At 53.1% G+C, this 20527-nt stretch carries 15 protein-coding genes; 5 read left to right on the forward strand and 10 right to left on the reverse strand.

Annotated features, from left to right (window positions below; all coding sequences use genetic code 11):
- Positions 1-32 precede the first annotated feature (32 nt).
- The 5 genes from ACFE7X_RS16445 to ACFE7X_RS16465 form a co-directional block, all read right to left on the reverse strand.
- On the reverse strand, positions 33-1430 hold the full coding sequence (locus tag ACFE7X_RS16445) for a tetratricopeptide repeat protein (RefSeq protein ID WP_375436776.1): 1398 nt from the start codon (positions 1428-1430) through the stop codon (positions 33-35).
- A 248-nt stretch (positions 1431-1678) separates the two neighbouring features.
- A complete protein-coding gene (locus tag ACFE7X_RS16450; protein WP_375436777.1) occupies positions 1679-2686 on the reverse strand; it encodes an NAD-dependent epimerase/dehydratase family protein in 1008 nt (335 codons plus the stop codon).
- 90 nt (positions 2687-2776) lie between these two features.
- Complete coding sequence (locus ACFE7X_RS16455) at positions 2777-3460, reverse strand: tyrosine-protein phosphatase (protein WP_375436778.1); 684 nt, start codon at positions 3458-3460, stop codon at positions 2777-2779.
- 107 nt (positions 3461-3567) lie between these two features.
- Complete coding sequence (locus ACFE7X_RS16460) at positions 3568-6042, reverse strand: polysaccharide biosynthesis tyrosine autokinase (protein ID WP_375436779.1); 2475 nt, start codon at positions 6040-6042, stop codon at positions 3568-3570.
- Positions 6043-6094: 52 nt separating this feature from the next.
- Positions 6095-7003 (reverse strand): polysaccharide biosynthesis/export family protein, encoded by a 909-nt coding sequence (locus tag ACFE7X_RS16465; RefSeq protein WP_375436780.1) that lies wholly within the window; start codon positions 7001-7003, stop codon positions 6095-6097.
- A 236-nt stretch (positions 7004-7239) separates the two neighbouring features.
- Between ACFE7X_RS16465 and ACFE7X_RS16470 the strand changes: the two genes are divergently transcribed.
- The 4 genes from ACFE7X_RS16470 to hpf all read left to right on the forward strand — a co-directional run bounded on the left by ACFE7X_RS16470 (position 7240) and on the right by hpf (position 10088).
- Positions 7240-8379: an acyl-CoA dehydrogenase family protein gene (locus tag ACFE7X_RS16470; RefSeq protein WP_375436799.1), complete on the forward strand. Its 1140-nt coding sequence runs from the start codon at positions 7240-7242 to the stop codon at positions 8377-8379.
- Between the two features lie 145 nt (positions 8380-8524).
- Positions 8525-8722 carry a 30S ribosomal protein S21 gene (gene rpsU, locus ACFE7X_RS16475; RefSeq protein WP_245119749.1) on the forward strand — a complete coding sequence of 66 codons (198 nt, stop codon included), beginning with the start codon at positions 8525-8527 and terminating at the stop codon, positions 8720-8722.
- 142 nt (positions 8723-8864) lie between these two features.
- A complete protein-coding gene (locus ACFE7X_RS16480; RefSeq protein WP_375436781.1) occupies positions 8865-9752 on the forward strand; it encodes a tyrosine-type recombinase/integrase in 888 nt (295 codons plus the stop codon).
- A 36-nt stretch (positions 9753-9788) separates the two neighbouring features.
- Positions 9789-10088, forward strand: coding sequence for a ribosome hibernation-promoting factor, HPF/YfiA family (hpf, locus tag ACFE7X_RS16485; protein ID WP_277231228.1), 300 nt, complete (start codon positions 9789-9791; stop codon positions 10086-10088).
- Between the two features lie 115 nt (positions 10089-10203).
- Here the strand turns inward: hpf and metK are convergent, their stop codons facing one another.
- The 5 genes from metK to ACFE7X_RS16510 all read right to left on the reverse strand — a co-directional run bounded on the left by metK (position 10204) and on the right by ACFE7X_RS16510 (position 18833).
- Positions 10204-11466 (reverse strand): methionine adenosyltransferase, encoded by a 1263-nt coding sequence (metK, locus tag ACFE7X_RS16490; protein ID WP_375436782.1) that lies wholly within the window; start codon positions 11464-11466, stop codon positions 10204-10206.
- A gap of 171 nt (positions 11467-11637) precedes the next feature.
- Positions 11638-14094: a prolyl oligopeptidase family serine peptidase gene (locus ACFE7X_RS16495; protein ID WP_375436783.1), complete on the reverse strand. Its 2457-nt coding sequence runs from the start codon at positions 14092-14094 to the stop codon at positions 11638-11640.
- A 111-nt stretch (positions 14095-14205) separates the two neighbouring features.
- Entirely contained in the window at positions 14206-14853 is a 648-nt protein-coding gene (locus ACFE7X_RS16500; protein ID WP_375436784.1) for a hypothetical protein, read from the reverse strand.
- A gap of 104 nt (positions 14854-14957) precedes the next feature.
- Positions 14958-18206, reverse strand: coding sequence for a fibronectin type III domain-containing protein (locus ACFE7X_RS16505; RefSeq protein WP_375436785.1), 3249 nt, complete (start codon positions 18204-18206; stop codon positions 14958-14960).
- A gap of 150 nt (positions 18207-18356) precedes the next feature.
- Positions 18357-18833, reverse strand: coding sequence for a GNAT family N-acetyltransferase (locus ACFE7X_RS16510; protein WP_375436786.1), 477 nt, complete (start codon positions 18831-18833; stop codon positions 18357-18359).
- A gap of 223 nt (positions 18834-19056) precedes the next feature.
- Between ACFE7X_RS16510 and ACFE7X_RS16515 the strand changes: the two genes are divergently transcribed.
- Positions 19057-20466 (forward strand): PQQ-dependent sugar dehydrogenase, encoded by a 1410-nt coding sequence (locus ACFE7X_RS16515; protein WP_375436787.1) that lies wholly within the window; start codon positions 19057-19059, stop codon positions 20464-20466.
- The last annotated feature ends 61 nt before the right edge of the window (positions 20467-20527 follow it).

Genomic DNA, 20527 nt, shown 5'->3' on the forward strand with positions numbered 1-20527 from the left:
CTGAACCACCAAATCCCCAAGCTCCTACAACTCTATTTCCGATACTGGTCGATCAGACGAGCTAATGCCTTCTGCGATTCTAGCTCCGGAAAGTAATCAAATAACAGTCGGTGCTTATCGAAATCCAGAACTAAGGCATTTTCCAGTGTCTCGTACGCTTCGCGGTAACGTCCTGCGGCTAGCAGATAGGCACACAAACGGTAATGCAACTCTGCTTCTCCCGGCTGAACCTCAACGGCGTTGCGCATTAAATCAATGGCCCCGTCGAAATTGCCTTGCTCATAGAGGATGATGCTCCAGTTCAGCCAAGCATCTTTGTTGTCGGGCGCTGTTTCCGTGGCTTTTTCGTAGGCTTCCAGCGCGCTTACTACATTGCCTACCTGGTATTCGGCTGCGGCCAGAGCCAGCCAATATTCCACACTTTCGGCATACAGTTCCACCGCCTTCCGGAAGAAGTGAATAGCTTCGAAATGCCGCTCTTGCTCGTTCATGATGATGCCAATACCAAACCAAGCTTCGTCCATTTCAGGATCTAGGTCAATGGCTCGTTGGTAGAAACGGCGTGATAAGTCCCACTGCCGTAGCTTCTCGTGGCACTCACCAATATTGCACAGCGCTTCGGGAGTGGGCTTGCCTTCCTCATAACTCAACTCAAACTCCTGAATTGCTTCCTGGTATTTCTCCTGACTAACGTACGTGCTAGCCAAGTAGGCATGCGCCTCCTGAAACTTCGAATCAACTAGAATAGCATATTCAAAAGCCGCTACTGCCTTGTCAAACTGCTCTAACCGGTAGTAGGCCTGCCCGAGATTATACCACGCCACTGCCGAATAAGGATCCTCGTCGGTGAATCGCTGAAAAAAATCCAAATTGCTTTCCAGGCGCTCACTTACTTCCAAGCAATAGAGCAGTTCCTGTACGGCCACGTCATTTTCCATGTTCAAGCGCAAGCTTTTCTTGTAGTACTTGGCTGCACTTTTAAACTTTTGCCAGCTCTGGTACGCTAGCCCAAGGTTGAAATAGATGTCGTCGCGGTCAGGAGCTCGTTCAGCAGCTTGCAGAAAGTAAGCTACCGCTTCGGCAAACTCACCTTTTTGGGTGGCAATAATGCCGCGAGTTACCGCTACATCCGGATTATCGGGGTCGAGTTGCGCCACATTTTCAATCTGCGTGGCTGCCGCTGTGTACTCGCCTTTCATGGCTAGCACCTGTGACCGGTCGATGAGTAGCTCGGTGCTAAAAGGGTATTGGGCAATAGCGGCTTCGCAAGCCTGTAAGGCTTTGTCGTATTGGGTGTTGGTGGTGTAGTGGTCGATGATGTTTTCGAAGTCGGCCAAATCAAAAAAGACGGGCTCATTGTGGGCTACCATTCGCTCGAAACGGCGCACGGTGTCCAATACCTCGTCCCGGTCCTCAAAATTTTCGTTCATTCTCATTCAGCTACAATCAAGTGCCAGACCGTCAAAACGGCAGCCTTAGCAAACTTAGTCGGGTAGAAATGCCCTTCAAAAGGGTTATGGCCTAATATACAACAACCGCACCGGAGGCCGGCAAGTTCATGCTGAAATGGTAAGATAGCTGAGTGTTGAGGTGGTGAAACGGTAGACTAATGCGCTTAAGATTGTATTAGTGCTAGTTACTGAATCTGCACAAACAGGTTTCCAAACTTGTTGCCTCGCTATTTGGCCAGTTCATTACTCGCTAACTCGCTACAACACCATTCTATGGTTTCTTGGAGCGGCCGAAATGACTTTCCGGTAGCGCGCTTCACTTTATCGGCGCGGTAGGTAGTCCGACGACGACCAGCACGGGCAGTGTCTTTGGTGATAAGAGGTCGTGCGCCGGTTAAGATGGCTCGTATATGCTCTAGGCGCCAGATAGTTTCAGCAGCCCAATCGGGCACAGCAATAGTAGGCGGCTTTTTGCCGAAGCAGGCAGCCGCCTGACTCAGGAACTCTTGTAAGGGCAAGGTGCCGCCGTTTAGCACGTACCGCTCGCCGCTCGCATGTGAGTCCAGCGTAAGATGCAGCATCATGTCTACCACATCTCGTACATCCACTACATTGAGGCTGCCAGGCGTGTAGAAATAGTGTTGTTCCCAGGCGTAGCGGAAGAGGCGGGTGCTGCTACGGGTCCAGTCAGCGGGGCCCAAAATCACAGATGGATTGACCATAATAGCCGAAAGCCCTTCCGATATGCCTCGCCACACTTCTAGTTCGGCCAAGTATTTTGACGTGGCATAGGCCCCATGTGCCGCTCCTAAATCCCACTTGCTTTGTTCATCGAGAACCTGTGGAGTTGCGCTAGGCGGCGCCTCTTCCGTCTCCATAGAAGCGCCGCCTAACGCCGCGACTGACGATACTTGACAAAGCCGCAGTCCTGGCCGCTCTAAACAAGCATCCACCACGGCCGCTGTGCCCTCGACATTTACCTGTAGCAACGCCTCCTCGTCTTGTGGCGCGTATGACACGAGACCGGCGCAGTGAAATACGTGAGACACTCCTTCTAAAACGGTTTTCAACAAAGCCGAATCACGCACATCTCCTTCCACCCATTCCACTGCCGCAGCAGCCTCAATAGCTGGTATCTGCTCACGGTACAGCGCACGCACGGCTAAGCCGCGCGCCACTAGCGCCGGAATCAGGAAACTTCCTACAAGGCCGCTACCGCCGGTGACGAAAATCATAGAGTGAATAGTTGAATTGCTAACCGGCTGGTCGCTCAAAAATACAGATGAATGAACGGCAACCAGTGAATAATTCAACCATCCGATTTTCTATAAAGTGTTGTTCAATAGAGGCAACTCCAACAACTTGAGCAGGTATTCAGTCGCCAACGTTTTGTCACGCAGTATGTGGGTATGCTTGATGTTATGTGCATCAGTGCCCACCATATCTACCATATGAGCATCTATTAGCTTTTCGGCCACTCTTTTAGCCCCCGATGAATAGTACCCGGCCAACGAATTAAGATTTACTTGCAGCAGAGCCCCGTTCTCGCGTATCCTTTTCAAATCATCAAAGCGCCCGTAAAAGTACGTGTAACGCTCGGGATGAGCCAGCACGGGCTGATATCCCATACTCTGCAACCGAAACACTGTTTCAGCTAAGTTGAAGGGTTCGTTGATATAGCTGGTCTCGAACAGCAAGTACCGTTTTGCCCCGCCAAAAGTAAGCAGGTCGTCGTTCCGCTCCAGACGCTGCCCAAACCACTCATCCAGATAGTATTCCGCGGCGCACTCTAGCTCCATATCTGCTAAGCCGGCCTCAGTGGCAGCGCGTTGCATAGCGACCAATGCCGCCTTGATACCTTCGGGAGTGTTCTTGTAAAAGTCGCCCATAATGTGAGGCGTCATTATCACTTTGCGGTAGCCCAAGGCCCGCAACTCCCGCAAAAGCGCCACGGACTGCTCTACTGTTTCGGCACCGTCATCAAGCCCAGGCAGTACATGCGAATGCATATCTGTTTGGAGGGTACTAAGCCCTCCGGTCAGGGGTTCAGCCGAAGTCGGTTTACTTCCAAACCATTTTTGCAGTAACGATACCATACGAAAAGTTGAGGATGGTATCAGGAAAAACGCTTACGCAAGCGCGTCAGTGTGCTTTCAACAGGTTTGGTTTCCTCGTAATAGCCCTGGCCATATCCATAGCCGTACCCATAACCATAGCCATAACCATAAAGGCCAGTTGCACGAGCATCATTAAGGATAGTACAAAGCCGAGTGAAGCTGTTTGCCCGAATGAGCTTATTGATATTTTTCAGGAACGTCTTCTTTGAATAGTTAGCACGTACAATATATATAGGTATATCCGCTTTGCGCATAATCAAGATGCCGTCTGTCACGAGTCCCACTGGGGGTGTGTCGATAAGAATAACATCATATACTTGGTGTAATTCAGCCAGCATTTCATCAAACCGAGGGCTTAATATTAATTCCGATGGATTGGGTGGCGTTGGGCCGGCCGAAATAAAGTCGAGCGTAGGAATCGAAGTGTGTTGCACACACTCCAGCACCGTATGCTTGTCGATAAGAATAGTACTTACACCTTTACTGTTTTCTGCCCCAAAGGCTAGGTTCACTTTAGGCTTCCGCATATCCAGATCCAGAATCACTACACGTTGCTCCGACAGAGCAATGATGCCGCCTAGATTCACGGATACAAAAGTCTTTCCCTCCCCAGAAACAGTGGACGTTACGGAAATCATCCGCTTCTTTTTGGAAGAACTTATGAAGTCCAGGTTCGTTCGTATGGAACGAATGGATTCGCTGATGGCGGACTTAGGGCTTTTATCAACGACTAGCTTCGATACCGCCATTCTTTCTTTGTCGTAAGTAGGAATTACCCCGAGTACCGAAGCCGTAGTAGCTCGCTCCAGCTCACGCACATTAGTTACTGTGTTGTGCATGAGATACCGGACTGCAATCAGTCCCAACCCCAACACAATACCACTAGCCAGTCCTATAGCATATACCATCAGCCGCACGGGCGAGATGGGGTTACCGGGCATACTAGCCGGCGAGAGAATTTGAAAATCAGGAGTAGTACCAGCTATAGCAATATTGAAGTCGGCTTTTTTGCCCATCAACATAGTATAGGTATTCTCATACAGTGCCAACGGACGCTTCAGCTGATCTTCCTCAGTGGCTCTTTCGGGCAGGCGTTGTAGTTCAGCACTGTAATTGTCGCGTTGACGAGCCAGCTTCACCGCCTGCTTACGCAGTTGAAGTTGGCTTTGGGTTAACGTACGCCGAATGTTGCTCTTAATATATTCTATACGGTCTTTACGCGACTGTACAGCTTCTGTGGTTTCTCTGTTGGAACGCTCTACCCGGCGTAAGTCGAACAACATAGAATTTAACTCACCAAGTTGTTGCGAAAGCTGCGCGTCGGCCAGTGTAGCCAAACCAGGAATGCTTTCTTCCACAGTTACATCTTCGCGCGAAGCTATACTTCCGCGTTCTACCATACCCGCCAAATCTTCCAACAGTTGCCGCTTGTCGTCGAGCAATTGCTGCTCTTCCTCTAGCTTCTCAATCCGACCCCGTAGCTCCGTAACACTAGAGCGAACATCATACGTTTTAGTTCGTTTTACAAAATTCTGCAACTCCTTTGCAGCGCCTTGCAAATTCTGCCCATTTTCTCCTAGTTGTTGATCTAGAAACTGCAGAGTTTTGGCATAACCGGCTTGTTTCTGTATTAATTTTTCCTGCAAATAAACTGTGTCAATTTTGTTGACAATAGCTCGCGCTTTAGCAGGATTGAATTCTTGAAAAGAAATTTGAATGGTGTTGGCGTTTGGATTTACTATTTCAACTAATAAGTTGCGGTCGAGGTAACCATTGATGGCGCCTTCATCATTGATAATAAAATGATATCTACGCTCCAGCGCTTCCTTATTAAACAAGGGGCTAGGCCGCACTAGCAAGGTCATTCCTCCAATTTGAAATGGCTGGTTTAATTTGTGCTCTGAAGTCTGTTCTTGGCCGCCTATTAAGTAACTAAGCCGGAATTGCTGCGGGCTAGTGAATTTGAGGTTAAACTTGATATTATAAATAATATCCCCCTTGTACTCCACTCGAAAAGGAGAAATGCCATATAACTCCGACTCCAGTACTGTTCCTTCCTCGTAATAATTCACGTTTAGGTCAAGCGAGTCGCGCAGTCGACGATAAATAATATTAGATTTAATTAACTCAACTTCTCCCGACAATTTGTTAATGCTCTGCTGATTATCAACAGTAGTACCAAGAGCACCACCTAAACCAAGTGCGCCAGCTTCCGTTTTCTCGTCTATTTTCAAGACCGAAGATGATTGGTATACTGGTTTCGTGTAGCGCAAAAACAGCCAAGAGCCTGTCAAACCCAAACCGATGAGCAGTAGCAGCCACAGCAGGCTGCGTCTTGCTACCAATAGCAAGGTGTCAAAGTCCAGTCCATCTCCTTCGTCCGTGGGTTCCGGTTCGGTGGTAGGCACACTTACGCCGCCGCCAGTGGCGTTACGGATTAGCTCTTCGAGTTCGGCGTTTTCGTTAACAGCCATTTAGTGAAATAAAAATTTCGGTGCAGTACAGATAGATATATCTGATATTAGTTTAAAGAGTTCTGCTAATACTAATGATAGCGAGCAGAGTGCCGATTACCGTACCTACTAAGCTTATAGCAGGACCGGCATCAATAAGCGCGTCAGAGAACGGGCGACGCACGGGTTCAATGTATATAATATCATTGGGTTCCACTTGCAGATTAGCGCGTCGCATACCATTTATAGTGGTTAAATCTATTTGCTCTATTTGAGGATTTTTAAGGTCGCCGCGAATAATACGGATATTGGACGCTTTGCCACCCGAGCGGTATAACGAAGCTCCGCCTCCACTATTACCATCAATGCCCCCTGCAGCAGCCAATACTTCTATTAAGTTCATATTGTCATTTACAAGAGGAATTATTCTACCACCTACCGAGCCCAACACTACTACCCGGCTATTAGTGACGCGAGTAACGACGAAAACTCCTTTATAGAACTCTTCGTAGCGCACCCTCAGTAAGCTGTCAGCTTGTAGTAGGGTGTAGCCAGTCACCTTAATCCTGTTTATCAGCGGCAAACGAACAGTGCCGTCTGTCTGTACAGGAAATTCCGAGTCTCCGGCCTGTGATCCAGCCTGTCCGGTACTTGAAGCCAATGTGCGGCTTCCATTGGCTCCAGTAGACAGCATTCCTGCTGGTGCCCCGAACTGTAGTTCCCCGTTAGGATCGATAATCCGCTCGCCGTTGTTGGTATACACTCGCACAGCCAACAAATCATTTGGCTGAATAATATAGTTCCGGTTTACCCGATTTACGACGCCTCGCAACCGAGTTGTGTCTAACCCTTTACCATCGCTGAGCCGGAACATGGTGCGCTGATTGTAGACGCGGGTTGTACCGCAAGAAGACAACCATAGCAGAAGCGGCACGCACAGCAACCAAAGGCGGGAAAGAGAACAGAAAGCAGATTGTTGCATGCAAGCGGAAAAACGGAAAAATGAAAGGGCGTGCTCTACGTAGAGCAGCCTTTAGTCAAGTAAAAATCAGCTAAAAACCCTCAAAGTAACCTAATTGGTGCGCCCTTTCAAAATTGGCACCTCTAGCCGAAATCCTATACTCACCTAGAGCCAAGCCAAAATCGTACCTTCACGAACCCAAAACTGCCCTCATCTGGTTACTACTCTAAATTCCCACTTTTCTTACGCTTATGCCCATGGAACTGGTCGCTACTGAAAACCAGACAATGATTGCCCAAATGGTGCGCGATTTTGGCGCGCTACACATCAAGCCCCACATGATGAAGTGGGACGAGTCACAAGAGTTTCCTGTAGATGTTTTCCGCAAGTTAGGCGAGCTAGGCCTAATGGGCGTCTTAGTACCGCAGGAATACGGTGGTGCAGGCTTCGGCTACACCGAATATGTCACGGCTATTGCCGAGCTAGCAAAAATTGATGGCAGCATTGGTTTAAGTATGGCAGCTCATAACTCGCTGTGCACTGGCCATATTTTGCAGCATGCTTCCGAAGCTCAGAAAAGCAAGTATCTACCCAAACTGGCTTCAGCTGAATGGATTGGTGCTTGGGGCCTTACAGAGCCCAATACTGGCTCCGACGCCGGCAATATGCGCACCGTAGCAGTCCAGGACGGAGACCACTACATACTGAACGGGGCCAAGAATTTTATCACTCACGGCAAGACTGGCAACGTGGCCGTTGTTATTGCCCGTACTGGCGAAGTTGGCGACTCACACGGCATGACGGCATTTATTGTGGAGCGTGGAACACCGGGCTTCACGGCAGGCCGCAAAGAAGACAAACTCGGTATGCGCGCTTCCGAGACGACGGAGATGATATTCACCGATTGCCGCGTGCCAAAGGAAAACGTAATTGGCAATATTGGCGATGGATTCGTGCAGTCGCTGAAGGTACTTGACGGGGGCCGTATTAGCATTGCAGCGCTAAGCTTAGGTATTGCGCAAGGCGCCTACGAGGCCGCCCTGCAGTACTCGAAAGAGCGGCAGCAATTCAACCAGCCCATTAGCAATTTCCAGGGTATTGGGTTTAAGCTAGCGGACATGGCCACTGAAATAGAAGCCGCTTCCCTGCTCACCTACCGCGCCGCCGATATGAAGGACCGCGGCCTCAACGTAAACCGGGAATCGGCAATGGCGAAACTATATGCTTCGGAAGTAGCAGTTCGGGCCGCTAATGAGGGCGTGCAGATTTTTGGGGGTTATGGCTACACCAAAGACTATCCGGCCGAGAAGTACTACCGCGACGCCAAGCTTTGCACGATTGGCGAGGGCACATCCGAAATTCAGAAACTGGTGATTGCCCGCACGATCCTGAAATAAAATCAACGAATTCCGTGGAATTTAAGCTGGTTTCTATGGGTTGCATGACCTTAAGTTTTGAAATCTGCGTAATCCATTTTTAATCTGTGAAATCCGTGATTATCTTTGCGGCCCTTCAAAGCTGAGTTTTCAACCCCATTGACATATGATCATCGTACAAATCAAAGAGAACGAGTCGGTTGACCGCGCGCTCAAGCGGTTCAAAAAGAAGTTTGAGCGCACGGGTGTGCTAAAAGAATTGCGTCGTCGCACGTTCTTCCAGAAGCCATCTATCACCAACCGCAAGCAGAAGCAAAAGGCCATCTACAAGCAGGTGACCTACGGCAACGACGCTAACTCGTAGTCCTTCTTTTCGTTACGGATTAAACCGGCTAAGGTGCTTTGTAGCGCGTTAGCCGGTTTTTTCGCGTCTTACTGTTTCGATTTTTTTACTGCGTTGAAATCCATACATTGGTTGTCTAGCCTCAACGGTTAGCGCGCAATGCATGGATTTATTTTTTAATTACCTCCGGTCTGAACGGCGTTACAGCCCACACACGCTGCTGTCTTATCAGACGGATTTGCGGCAGTTTGCTGATTACCTGAGAACAGCCTATGACCTTACAGACCTAGCGCAAGCCGATCATACGCTTATTAGGTCGTGGGTAGTGACGTTGATGCAGCAAGACCTTGACCCGCGCACCGTCAACCGCAAAATTGCTTGCCTTCGGTCCTACTTCAAGTTTTTGCTGACCACCGGCGTGATTGGGCGAAATCCGATGCTGCGCATTAAAGCGCCAAAGATGGCTAAAAAGCTACCGGAATTTGTGTCAGAGGATAGTCTGAATGGCTTGCTTAACTCCTTTGAATTCCCGGCTACCTTTATTGGCGCCCGAGACCAGCTAGTGCTAGAACTGCTTTATGGTACTGGCATCCGCTTGTCAGAACTCATTGGTATTGCGCCCGATGACGTGAATTTACACGGCCAAACGGTGCGTGTAACAGGCAAAGGCAACAAGCAACGGCTGGTTCCACTGAACCAAACTTTGGTAACCGTATTGGAGCGCTATATAGCATTTCGAAAACGCGAAATACCTAATTCCGACAACACCCACACGGCGCTCCTCGTTACAGACAAAGGTGGGCCGATGTATGAAAAGCTCGTTTATCGAACCGTAAAGCACTATTTAAGTCAGATAACCACAGCCTCTGCTCAGCAACATCCCCACGTATTGCGTCACTCCTTTGCCACGCATCTTCTCAACAAGGGAGCCGACCTCAATGCTATAAAAGACTTACTGGGGCACGCTAATTTGGCAGCCACGCAAGTCTACACGCATTTGTCGATAGATAAGCTTAAATCCGTTTTTGAACAGGCCCATCCAAAGGCCTGAGTTGTGTTTCTTTTTCTACTTTAAACCCTACTACAGATGAAAGTACAGATGCATTCGGTGCATTTCGATGCCGACCAAAAACTGCTCGACTTCATCCAGAAGCGCCTCGACAAGCTTGAAACCTTCTATGACCGGGTCACAGAAGGCGAGGTAATTCTGAAGCTGAACAATAAAGATGGGATTGACAACAAAACCGTAGAAATTAAGCTATTCGTACCGGGCGCTACTCTTTTCTCCCAGGAAGATGCTGCTTCATTTGAAGCAGCCGCTGATGCGGCGGCGGATGGGTTGAAACGACAAATCACCAAGCATAAAGAGAAAATTACCAGTCACTGACTATAGAATCTGCCGCATTTAAGCCGCATCAAAAAGCCCCGCCTGAGGTATCAGGCGGGGCTTTTTGGTTTACTAATTCAAAACGAGGGGTCTTAGTACAAGCTTTCGCTACATATTACAAACCGAACTCCGCTTTGATTTTATCTACGTAATCCAGCTTCTCCCAAGTGAATGTCTCCACAGTGCGGGTAGAGCCATCAACGTCTTTCACTTCCTTGGTGCCGGGCTGCCGGCCCATGTGGCCGTAAGCGGCTGATTCGGCGAAGATAGGGTTGCGCAGGCCTAAGCGCTGCACAATGGCATAGGGCCGCAAATCGAACAGCATCTGTACTTTCTCGGCTATCTGACCGTCAGTCAGCTTCTGGCCGTTGGCGCCGGTAACTTTAGTGGTACCATACGTGGTTACGAACACGCCTACTGGCTGCGCTACCCCAATGGCGTAAGCTACCTGCACGAGCACCTGATCGGCAACGCCGGCGGCCACCAGGTTTTTGGCAATATGACGGGTAGCGTACGCCGCCGAGCGGTCTACTTTCGAAGAATCTTTGCCAGAGAAAGCACCACCGCCGTGTGCTCCTTTGCCACCATAGGTATCCACGATGATCTTGCGGCCGGTCAGGCCAGAGTCACCGTGTGGGCCGCCAATAACAAACTTACCGGTGGGGTTGATGTGGTGGATGATGTCGGCCGTGAACAGCTTCTGAACGTCGGCGCCAAGCTGGGCTTTAACGCGGGGAATCAGAATGTTCTTGATATCGTCGGAAATGACGGCCAGCATCTTGGCTTCGTCGTCGTCGAAATCATCATGCTGGGTGCTAACAACGATGGTTTCGATAGCCTCGGGCGTGTTGTCGTCGGCGTAGCGGATGGTTACCTGGCTTTTCGCATCGGGCCGGAGGTAGGTCATCTCCTTGCCTTCGTTGCGAATCTTCGATAGCTCCTGCAACAAACGGTGCGAGAGGTCGAGCGCCAGTGGCATGTAGTTTTCCGTCTCCTTGGTAGCGTAGCCGAACATCATACCCTGGTCGCCGGCTCCTTGCTCTTCGTCGCTGGCCCGTTCTACACCCTGGTTGATGTCAGGCGACTGCTCGTGCAGGCGGTTCATCACCTCACATGTATCAGCGTTGAACAGGTACTCCGGCTTTTTGTAACCGATGCGGCGGATAACCTCGCGAATGATGGGCTCCGCTTCTACGCGCGCCTTCGACTTGATTTCGCCAGCTACCAGCGCAAAGTCTGTTGTAACGAGGGTTTCGCAGGCGACTTTAGAGGCAGGATCTTGGCGCAAATACTCGTCGAGGATGGCGTCAGAAATCTGGTCGGCTACTTTATCGGGGTGGCCTTCCGAAACAGATTCGGAAGTAAACACGTACGGCATCAGTAGGTAAATCAATGGTCAGCTGACGGGGCCGGTAGCCCCCGCCCTGCCACAGGGCAGGGCCGCAAAGCTACTATTTAGTTGGGAGTTGTGACAACTTAGATTTTTAGATGTGTCTTGATTTTCAACCTGAGGGAGCAAGAAATGCCGTGAGAAAGTGGATTTATTAGCTTAATTCCCGGCTCCACTACTGGTTTGCACCGGCTTCAGATTCGCTTCAAATAGCTTCAGAATACGACGATACTCATCGGTCCACGAGCTGGGCTCCACAAAGCTGTGGTCTTCGACGGGATATACCGCTAATTCCCAATTCTCTTTTTTTAACTCAATTAGGCGTTGACTGAGGCGCACAATGTCCTGGAAATGCACGTTGGTATCGACCATACCGTGGCACATAAGCAGGGCACCTTTCAGGCCAGCGGCATAATTGATGGGCGAAGACCGGGCATAAGCCAACGAGTCGTTGTAGGGTTCGTTGAGAATATTGTCGGTGTAGCCGTGGTTGTAGTGGGCCCAGTCGGTGACGGAGCGCAAAGCGGCCCCGGCCCGGAACACGTCGGGCTGCGTGAACATGGCCATTAGGGTGATAAACCCGCCGTAGGAACCGCCGTAAATACCGATGCGCTGAGCGTTGACGCCATACTTGCTGGTAAGGAGTTTGGCCCCGTCCACTTGGTCTTGCAGGTCGAGGCCGCCCATGGCGCGGTAGATGCCGGTACGTACGTTGCGGCCGTAACCAGCCGAGCCACGGTAGTCGATGTCGAGAACGGTGTAGCCTTTGTCTACGAGCAGGTTGTGGAACATGTATTCGCGCGAGTATTGGCTCCACCATTTATGCGCATTTTGCAGATAGCCAGCGCCGTGCACAAAAATTACGGCCGGGCCCTGCGCCTGGGGAGTAGCCGGGCGGTAAAGTCTGGCGTAGACATCGGCCCCATCGTGGGCTTTAAAGCTGATGACTTCGGGCTTGCGCCAAGGGTAACCTTCAAACTCGGGGGTTGTGCTGTGGGTGAGTTGGCGTATACGGCCGCCGGTACCATTCGGCTTGTTGGGTTGCACATATAGTTCCCAAGGGGAGTTGGAAGAACTGTAGCGCACGGCCACTAGTTTTTCGTCGGGTGAAACCGTTACCTCGTTGCCCCCCACCAAGCTGGTGATTTGCTGGAGCGCACCGCCTTCGAGGCGCATATGGTAGAAGTGCGTCTCGCCGGGATGCGTAGCGTTGGCCGTCAGGTACCACGTTTTTTTGTCGCGGCTAAGCTGGGCAGTTTGAATTTCAAATTTGCCGCTGGTTAAGGCTTTTTTCCAACCGGAAACTACATCCACAGTATAGAGGTGGGAGTAGCCGGTTTCCTCACTCTGAAACCAGATGCGGCGGTTGTCGAGCCAGCCGACGTTGCCTTCGTCGTAGCCGATGCCAGGACCATTAATCCAGGCTTCGTCGCGCTGACGGTCCAGCAACTTGATTTTCTGGGTGGCTGGGTCCAGAGCAACAATCCACCGGTCTTTGTTGTCGGCGGCGCGCACCACCAGAAACGCATGCGCTCCATCTTCCGACCAGAAAGGCCCGTATGCCCGAACACGGCGCGTTTCGGCGGCAGGCTTCTGCTTGCGGGCAGCCGTGGCTTTGCTTGTGTCGGCGGGTTGAGGCGTTTTCACTGGAAGCTGATATTCTTTGCGGTAAGCAGGCTGTTCGTCGAGGCCTTTCAACTCGCGGTAGCCTAGCGTGAAGGTGGTATCCCGGACTACATCATAAATACCTAGCTCGTAAGTGGTTTGCGGCGAACCCACTTTAGTGCGAGAGGAAAGATCCTCGGTGAAACCGGAAGCCGTGATGAAGCTGGGCACTACGGTGGCTTTGGTTGTGGTAGGCTCTTGCGCTAGCGTGTAGGTTACGTAGCGGCCGTCGGGACTGAGTTGCGGGTCGCGCACAGTTTGCTGGCCGATGTAGATGGCTTTGGGCCGTAGACGGGCCAAAAGCCGCTGCTGTTTTTCCCGGGCTTTCTGGTCTTGGTCGCGCTGCCGGATTACTTCAAACAGAGCTAGTTGCTGAGCCCGCAGAAACCGATCTGACTGGTCGAGCAGTGGACTACCGGGTTTGAATCCGCGCCGGAAATCGGTGCGCTGGATGGTTTCGCCGGTGGTCGGGTCCCAGGTGTAGAGGTTTTGGGCGCGGGTATACACAATCAATTGGCCCCGCTGAGCGAAAGCAGGGTCGGTTTCGCGCTCGGCTGTGTTGGTTATGCGCCGGATGCGCTGGGTTTTCAGGTCGAGCAAGTAAATGTCGCCGTCCTTTTCGTACACTTTGCGAGTGTACTTGGCATCATAGTGGCCCTCGCGAGCGGGCAAGACCCGTTGCGCCGCGCTTACTTTGCGGGGCGCGCCGCCCGCCGGCAACACTTGGTAGAGAGAATCCCGACGATTTTTCTCCGGGTTCCAATTGAAATAGATGTGCTTGCTATCCTCGCCCCAAGAAATACCCGACGGCGAAGTACCTATCCACTGCGCTTGGTCGCGCATTATTTTTTCAACGGTAAGCGGAGCCAGGGCCCCCGCGGGAGCAGTAGGCGTTTGGGCAAGAGCAGTGAAAGCAATGAGCAGCAGCCCGAGGCAGGAAAGAAAACGCATCAGTGAAATAATAAGCGAAACAAGAAGCGCAACCTACGCAACACCGAGCAAGGACACCCCGGCCCGATGGTCGTTGCAGAAGCTGCTTTACTAGCAACGGCAACCGAAAGTCTACAGGCCGCCTTGCTCCCAAGCCCGCAACTCCGCTTGCAGATTTTGCCGGGCGGCGGCATCGAGCCGGGTGCGGTAGACAGCGGTGCGGTAAAGCGCGGGCATTGTCAGAAGCTTTTCCAACACTCTACGGCGGCCCCGTTGGTATAGAAAGTCGGGTACTAACCCATACTCCTGGCGCACCTGCTGGGCGTATTGCCAATATTCAATTTCTGGGGCACCCAGAATGCCAAGGTCCGCATCAAGAAACAGTTGCAAGTCGGTATCGTCGTCGGGCTGCGCTTGGGTGTGGTCTTTGGTTCGTTCGATGAGCAGCACGACGCGCTGCTGCCGGCTTTGAGCGAGCACAGTTTCGGCTAGAAACGCAGAGGCCAGTTCGGCACTGCGGGTTTCGTTGTCGTCGCGCAATGGGTTATACACCGCATCATGAAACCAAACAGCCAATTGTACCACTTCCACATCGTGCAGGGTGGCGGCGTCTGCCTGCACGGCATCAAGCAGTACTTGCACGTGCCGCAGCGTGTGGTAATGCCGGCCGGAAGCACTGTAAGCAGCAACCAGTTGCTGAAAAGCTGCCTCCCGACGCTTTTCGTCGGGGAGCAGCGGGGTTGTTAGCGGGTGCCATTGAGCAGCGAGGGCAATTTTCATCAGAGAAATTTAAAGCGCGAGGTGCGTCAAAACAGCTTGTTATGGAGCATAAAAAAGGGAAGAAATTTCCTCCCTTTTTTATGGTAATCAAGTTAATGCAAAGACTAATCAAGAACGACCTTGCGGGTGATGGTGCGGTGGCCTACGCGCAAACGCAGGGTGTAAAAGCCCTTGGCCAGTTGCTCCACGGCTAGTGCCTGCGTAGCCTGCCCGCCCTGCAACACAACCATTTGTTGGAGCACCTGCTGGCCCAAGCTGTTGACGAGCACGGCCTGCGCCGTCTTCTCGGAGCCCGCCCCGCGGATAACCAGATTCAGGTGCCCGTCGTGGCTCGGGTTGGGGTACACTCGCACTTCTCCGTTCACTAGCTCGCCCTGGCCGGTGGAAAGCAAGACACCGCCGGTACCCGCCTGAACAGTAAAGGCGCCTTGGAAGTCGTTGGTGCCGAAGCCCGATACTGCCACGTAGTAAGTGGTGTTGGCTGCCAACCCGGTAAGGGCTAAGTTGCCAGCCGCCGTGTTGGGGCCGGGGCCGGCTTTGCAACCGATTTGGGTAAAGGGACCATTGCAGCTAGTAGCGGAGAACACGCGCACCTGCCCCGCCGGATTGCCCGTTACCAGCAACGCAACACCAGAAGTGCCCGCTGGCGTGGTGAAAGTGAACCACACATCTTTGGGAGCACCGGAGATAGAGCAACCAATGGAAGAATAGCCGTTGGGCGTGGTATTGGTGGCTCCGATATTGGATGCGTTGAGCACCGGACCGTAGGCTCCCGAACCTACGGTGAGGGCGGTGGCGCCACAAGGCTCATCGTTCCCGGTAGGTGCAATGGTGGTGCGGAAGCATACAGGCCCCGAGAAGGCGCTGTTACCGCTGGCGGGGCCACATTCTTGCCGCACGTAGAAGCAATACTGGGTATCGGGGTTCAGGCCCGTGAGCGTCCGGGCCAGGCCGGAGACGCCCGTGATGCGGGTGCCAGTACCCAACGTGAAGTTTTGCGGGCCATACTCCAGCGTGAAGGTGCCGCTCGGCGTGGTCGAATTCACCGACCAGGTTAGGGTAGCCGTGGTAGCAGTAATGGTGCTTGCCTCCAGGCCAACAGGAACCGGACAGTTGCTCGGGGCCACGGCGCACATTGTGAAGTTGCCGAGCGTCGCGGTGTTGCTGTAGCCCGATACCTGCACGTAGTAGTCGGTGTTGGGCGTCAGGTTGGTTAAGGCCAGCACCGGAGCAGCCACTGACGAGGAATTCGACGCTGCGCAGCCGCTGATAACCGGCGCGAGAATCCCGGTACAAGTGGCCCCTGTGAAAACGCGCATCACGTTGGCCGGTGCGCCTATTACGGTTAGGGTTACTTCGGTGGAACCAAGACCCGAGGTAGCTGTCCGAAACTTAAACCACACGTCTTTGGGTAGCGTTAGGCTGCTGGGGCCACAACCCGTGCTACCGCCGTTGGTGTAGCCGCTGGGCGTGGTAGTGGTAGCGCCGGCATTAGTGGTTTGCACCGGCGTTGTGCAGTCGCTGCCTAAAGTCAGAGAGAGGGCACCGCAGGGGTCGTCGTTTGCAATCCGGGTGGTGAATCCCACAGGCCCAACCAAGTTGGACTGGGTGGCACCGCAGATCTGCGACACGTAGAATTGGTACTGCATGCCCGGCTGCAAGCCAGTTAGCGTGTACGGGCTGGTTACGTTGGTAAGTGTGGTGCCTTGGCCTGGCGTGAAGCCCGACGGACCGTACTGGATGTTGTACGCGCCGGTACCTGTGCCTTGCCACGTAATGATAGCCGAGGTAGTGGTAGTGCTGGTAACAGTTAAGTTTACAGGCGGCAAGCAACCGGTAGAGGATTCGAGCCGGATGTTGTCGAGCCCGATGTCCGTTACGCCAAAGTCGGCCCGGCCCCGGAAACGGATAACAGCCGTAGCGGAAGTGGTATTGAGCAGCAAGAATCTGGAGCTAAAGCCCGTTGTAGATGTTCCGCTCACGCCCAAGCGAAGCAAAGCCGGCCCGAAGCTAGCGCCGCCGTCGGTGGAGACATGGATGGTCAGCGAGTCGCTGCCGGTGGTATTGAGGTAGTCAAAGAAAAGCTGCTTGCCGCCGGCCTGGCTTAGGTTGACAAACAAATCTAAGGTGCCTACCGAGCCGCTACTGGCCTGCCCACTGTGGAAGCGGGCCGAGTGAGTGCCTTGGCTGCCCGTGGGCGAGTAGCTCCAAGAGGTAGGGCTCACCCAACCAGCCGAGGAACCATCGTCTTCGCGCCGCCACGAGTTGTTACCCGCAGCCGGCGTATTGCTCCAATTGCTGTTAGGTACTTCGCGCGTGTTGCAACGGCTGAGCCAGGTGTTCTCGAAGCTTTCCACCACAGGCAAGCTGGCGTACGTAGTGGCGCCCACCGTTACATGCACGGGGGTTGACGTGGCCGCTTGGCCACTGCACGTTAAGCGGGCCCGGTAGTAGCGGGTAGCCATTAGCGCAGGGGTGGTATACGTGAGGTTGGTGGCCCCCGCAATATCTGTGTAGGTGGTACCGTCCGTCGATTGCTGCCACTGGTAGGTGAGCCCCGTGCCAAACGAAGCGCCTTGCAAGGATAAGTTTACGGTGCTCCCGGGGCAGATAGCAGTAGCGGAAGCTAGTGTGGTGCCCGCGGCCGGCGGCGCAGTACAGGCAGTGGCCGGCGTGTACGTGATGCGCAGCGTAGGTCGCCGGTCGCCGTAGGAGGAAGTGGTGAGGGGCGTAGAGGCCGTAATCGGATTACTATCGGCGGCGCCCACTGCCAAGCCAGCCGCCGGGTTGGTTACGAAGTTGACCGCAGCCGTTGCGGTACCTAGCTTCTGGTGGTCGAGCAGCACCAGCAGGTTGCCGCCGGTATAAGTGAAGGGCCGACTAAGTGTGACACTGAAATAAGTGCCGGCTGCGCCCGTGAACTGCTGGGTGGAAGAGGTATAAACCGACGTAGCACCAGCACTTAAGTTAGCCCAGGTGGCACCCGAAGTCAACGCAGTAGCGGTGCTATTATTCAGCAACACAGTGAATACGTTGTTGCCGGTTAGCTCACCGGCATCCGACTTCAGCCATGCTAGCTGCGTAATAACGGTGCCAACTGGCACTCCCAACTCGGCTGGGGTGTACAAGTGGGCGTAGCGGGAATAGTTGAAGATAGAAGTGGCGGCTGACCGATAAATTGGGCCGTACAAGTAGGAACTGGTAGCTGGACCAACCACTGGTACAACCGTTGAGCCGATAGTGGCCGTTTGAGCCCATGCTCCGCTAACCGCCGTTAGCCAGACAAAGAGCAGCAACCACCGTGCAGCACAAAAGGACTGCGCCCCGGAGCGCATAAATAAAGGTGTAAGCATAGAACGAAAGAAATGGATGAAAAATAGATCAGCTAAAATGAGCCTCTAAATATAGGCGCAACCGCGAACAGTTATATACTATTTATTCTATTTATAGCCCTAATTTTTTCAGTCACCTCACGTTCCTCTCTCTTTGTCAATATCCTGCAACTAGTTGCGCTCTGTAGGGGCACTTCCTGCGCCGTAAGGATTGGGGTGCCTTACTTCCAAATACCGTTCGGGGGCGGCAAGCGGCTGGAAGTTGAACTGCCGATAAAGACCGTGCGCATCAAGAGTGGCCAGCAACTGGCGGCGCAAGCCTTGTAGCTCGGGATGTGACCATACCACGCGCATCAGCCATTTCGCAAGTCCCTGCCCCTGGTAAGCAGGTAACACAAACACGTCGCAGAGCCAAGCAAAAGTGGCCCGGTCCGTCACCACCCGCGCAAAGCCAACAAGTTGGCCATCGGGCGTATAGAGGCCGAAGTTCAGGGAGTTGGCAATGGCCCGCGTTACGGTTTCGAGCGGTATGTTTTTGGCCCAGTAAGACTCCTCAGCCAAGTACCGGTGAATAACGGTTATATCCAGCCGGGCCGGATCGGTGCTGACTAAGAACTGGTCGTCGCGCAAGTACTCGGTGGGCGTCATTTATTTTCTTGAAAACTGCAAAAATTAAAAACAAGCTGGTGGCCGGGCCAAATAATTGCAAAACGCCTAAAAATGCGTTTGCGAGACCTACAGACAAGCCTATTTGCTACGGCTCACCGCCAAATTTTCAATAAATCAGCAGCCAGTAAGCCCATCCATTGTATACTTTCTTGCGTTGATTAAGTTATTCAGTATCCCATCACTCCTACACTTTTTACTGCCTATGAAATCTTTCGCTACTCTGCTTTTGCTTGGCTCGTTGTCGGCTTCGGCCGTTGCTCAGCAAGGCCCAGTGCTGGCTACGTATCCTGTTGGCAGCACCACCGTTTCGGCTTCCGCCCTTACCGGCAACCTCGACACGCCCTGGGAGCTCCTTTGGGGGCCCGACAATTTTCTGTGGATGACAGAGCGCGCGGGTCGTATCAGCCGCATCGACCCCAACACCGGCCAGCTTATTCCGCTGCTTACGGTGGCCGACGTAACCGAAACTGGCGAGAGTGGCCTGCTGGGCATGGTCCTGCACCCCGACTTTGCCACTTCGCCCTACGTGTATATTGTGTATAACTATACCGATGCGGGTACGCTCAAGGAAAAACTGGTGCGTTACACCTATTCCGCCACGGCCAACACGCTCAGCAGCCCAACGGTGCTGCTCGGCAACATCACGGCCGTTACCACTCACAGCGGTTCGCGCCTGCTTATCCTCCCCGACCGCACGCTGCTTATGACCACCGGCGACGCCCAGCAGCGTTCTGATGCACAAACGCCTGCTTCGCTGAACGGTAAGATTTTGCGGATGAACCTGGACGGTACTGTGCCAGCCAACAACCCCATACCCGGCAGCCTGATGTACTCCCTTGGCCACCGCAACCCGCAGGGCTTGACGCAGGCTCCATCGGGCCGCATTTACAGCTCGGAGCACGGCGAAAACATCGAGGACGAAGTGAACTTGATAGACGTGAACCGCAACTACGGCTGGCCCAGCGTGGAAGGGTTCTGCAACCTAACTACCGAGCAACCCTTTTGCGCCGCCAACAACGTGCGCGAGCCTCTCGTTTCCTATACGCCCACTCTGGCCGTAAGCGGCCTCACCTATTACAATCACCCGGCCATTCCGCAGTGGAACAACTCCCTGCTTATGCTTAGCCTGAAAGCCGGCACCTTCACTCAATTGCAGCTCAACTCCGCCGGTGACCAAGTAGCCGGCCAGAATAATCTGTGGGTTGGAACCTACGGCCGGCTGCGCGCCATTTGCGTGTCGCCGCAGGGGCGCGTGTACGTGGGCACTAGCAACCGCGACAACCGCGGCACCCCCGCTGCCACCGACGACCGGATTTTGGTGCTTGAAAACCGGGCTTACGTGCCGGCCGCCGTGAAAAATGGCGTATCTAGCTTGCTACAATTGTCGCCCAACCCTGCCACCCAGAGCGTTGCGGTTCGGCTGCCAGCCGTGGTTCGCACGCCTACCACTATTCAGTTGCGCGACGTGCTGGGCCGCACCACTCGTACGGTGCAGCTTGCTGCGGGTCAGCAGGAAGTGAGCGTAAATCTGAACGGCTTGCAAAGCGGCTTGTATATGGTGCAAACCCAACTAGGCGACACGCGGTACACGCGCCGCTTAGTGGTCGAATAAACCAAGGAGCCTGCCATAAGGAGCACGTGTGCTTTGCTTCTCTACTAGACCTTCTGCCTGG

It is taken from the genome of uncultured Hymenobacter sp., assembly GCF_964242765.1.
Classification (GTDB): Bacteria; Bacteroidota; Bacteroidia; order Cytophagales; family Hymenobacteraceae; genus Hymenobacter.

What these genes read in the sequence shown, in the direction of transcription:
- ACFE7X_RS16445 (WP_375436776.1), bottom strand. Translation starts at nt 1,430, where the DNA reads ATGAACGAAAATTTTGAGGACCGGGACGAGGTATTGGACACCGTGCGC.
- ACFE7X_RS16450 (WP_375436777.1), bottom strand. Translation starts at nt 2,686, where the DNA reads ATGATTTTCGTCACCGGCGGTAGCGGCCTTGTAGGAAGTTTCCTGATT.
- ACFE7X_RS16455 (WP_375436778.1), bottom strand. Translation starts at nt 3,460, where the DNA reads ATGCATTCGCATGTACTGCCTGGGCTTGATGACGGTGCCGAAACAGTA.
- ACFE7X_RS16460 (WP_375436779.1), bottom strand. Translation starts at nt 6,042, where the DNA reads ATGGCTGTTAACGAAAACGCCGAACTCGAAGAGCTAATCCGTAACGCC.
- ACFE7X_RS16465 (WP_375436780.1), bottom strand. Translation starts at nt 7,003, where the DNA reads ATGCAACAATCTGCTTTCTGTTCTCTTTCCCGCCTTTGGTTGCTGTGC.
- ACFE7X_RS16470 (WP_375436799.1), top strand. Translation starts at nt 7,240, where the DNA reads ATGGAACTGGTCGCTACTGAAAACCAGACAATGATTGCCCAAATGGTG.
- rpsU (WP_245119749.1), top strand. Translation starts at nt 8,525, where the DNA reads ATGATCATCGTACAAATCAAAGAGAACGAGTCGGTTGACCGCGCGCTC.
- ACFE7X_RS16480 (WP_375436781.1), top strand. Translation starts at nt 8,865, where the DNA reads ATGGATTTATTTTTTAATTACCTCCGGTCTGAACGGCGTTACAGCCCA.
- hpf (WP_277231228.1), top strand. Translation starts at nt 9,789, where the DNA reads ATGAAAGTACAGATGCATTCGGTGCATTTCGATGCCGACCAAAAACTG.
- metK (WP_375436782.1), bottom strand. Translation starts at nt 11,466, where the DNA reads ATGCCGTACGTGTTTACTTCCGAATCTGTTTCGGAAGGCCACCCCGAT.
- ACFE7X_RS16495 (WP_375436783.1), bottom strand. Translation starts at nt 14,094, where the DNA reads ATGCGTTTTCTTTCCTGCCTCGGGCTGCTGCTCATTGCTTTCACTGCT.
- ACFE7X_RS16500 (WP_375436784.1), bottom strand. Translation starts at nt 14,853, where the DNA reads ATGAAAATTGCCCTCGCTGCTCAATGGCACCCGCTAACAACCCCGCTG.
- ACFE7X_RS16505 (WP_375436785.1), bottom strand. Translation starts at nt 18,206, where the DNA reads ATGCTTACACCTTTATTTATGCGCTCCGGGGCGCAGTCCTTTTGTGCT.
- ACFE7X_RS16510 (WP_375436786.1), bottom strand. Translation starts at nt 18,833, where the DNA reads ATGACGCCCACCGAGTACTTGCGCGACGACCAGTTCTTAGTCAGCACC.
- ACFE7X_RS16515 (WP_375436787.1), top strand. Translation starts at nt 19,057, where the DNA reads ATGAAATCTTTCGCTACTCTGCTTTTGCTTGGCTCGTTGTCGGCTTCG.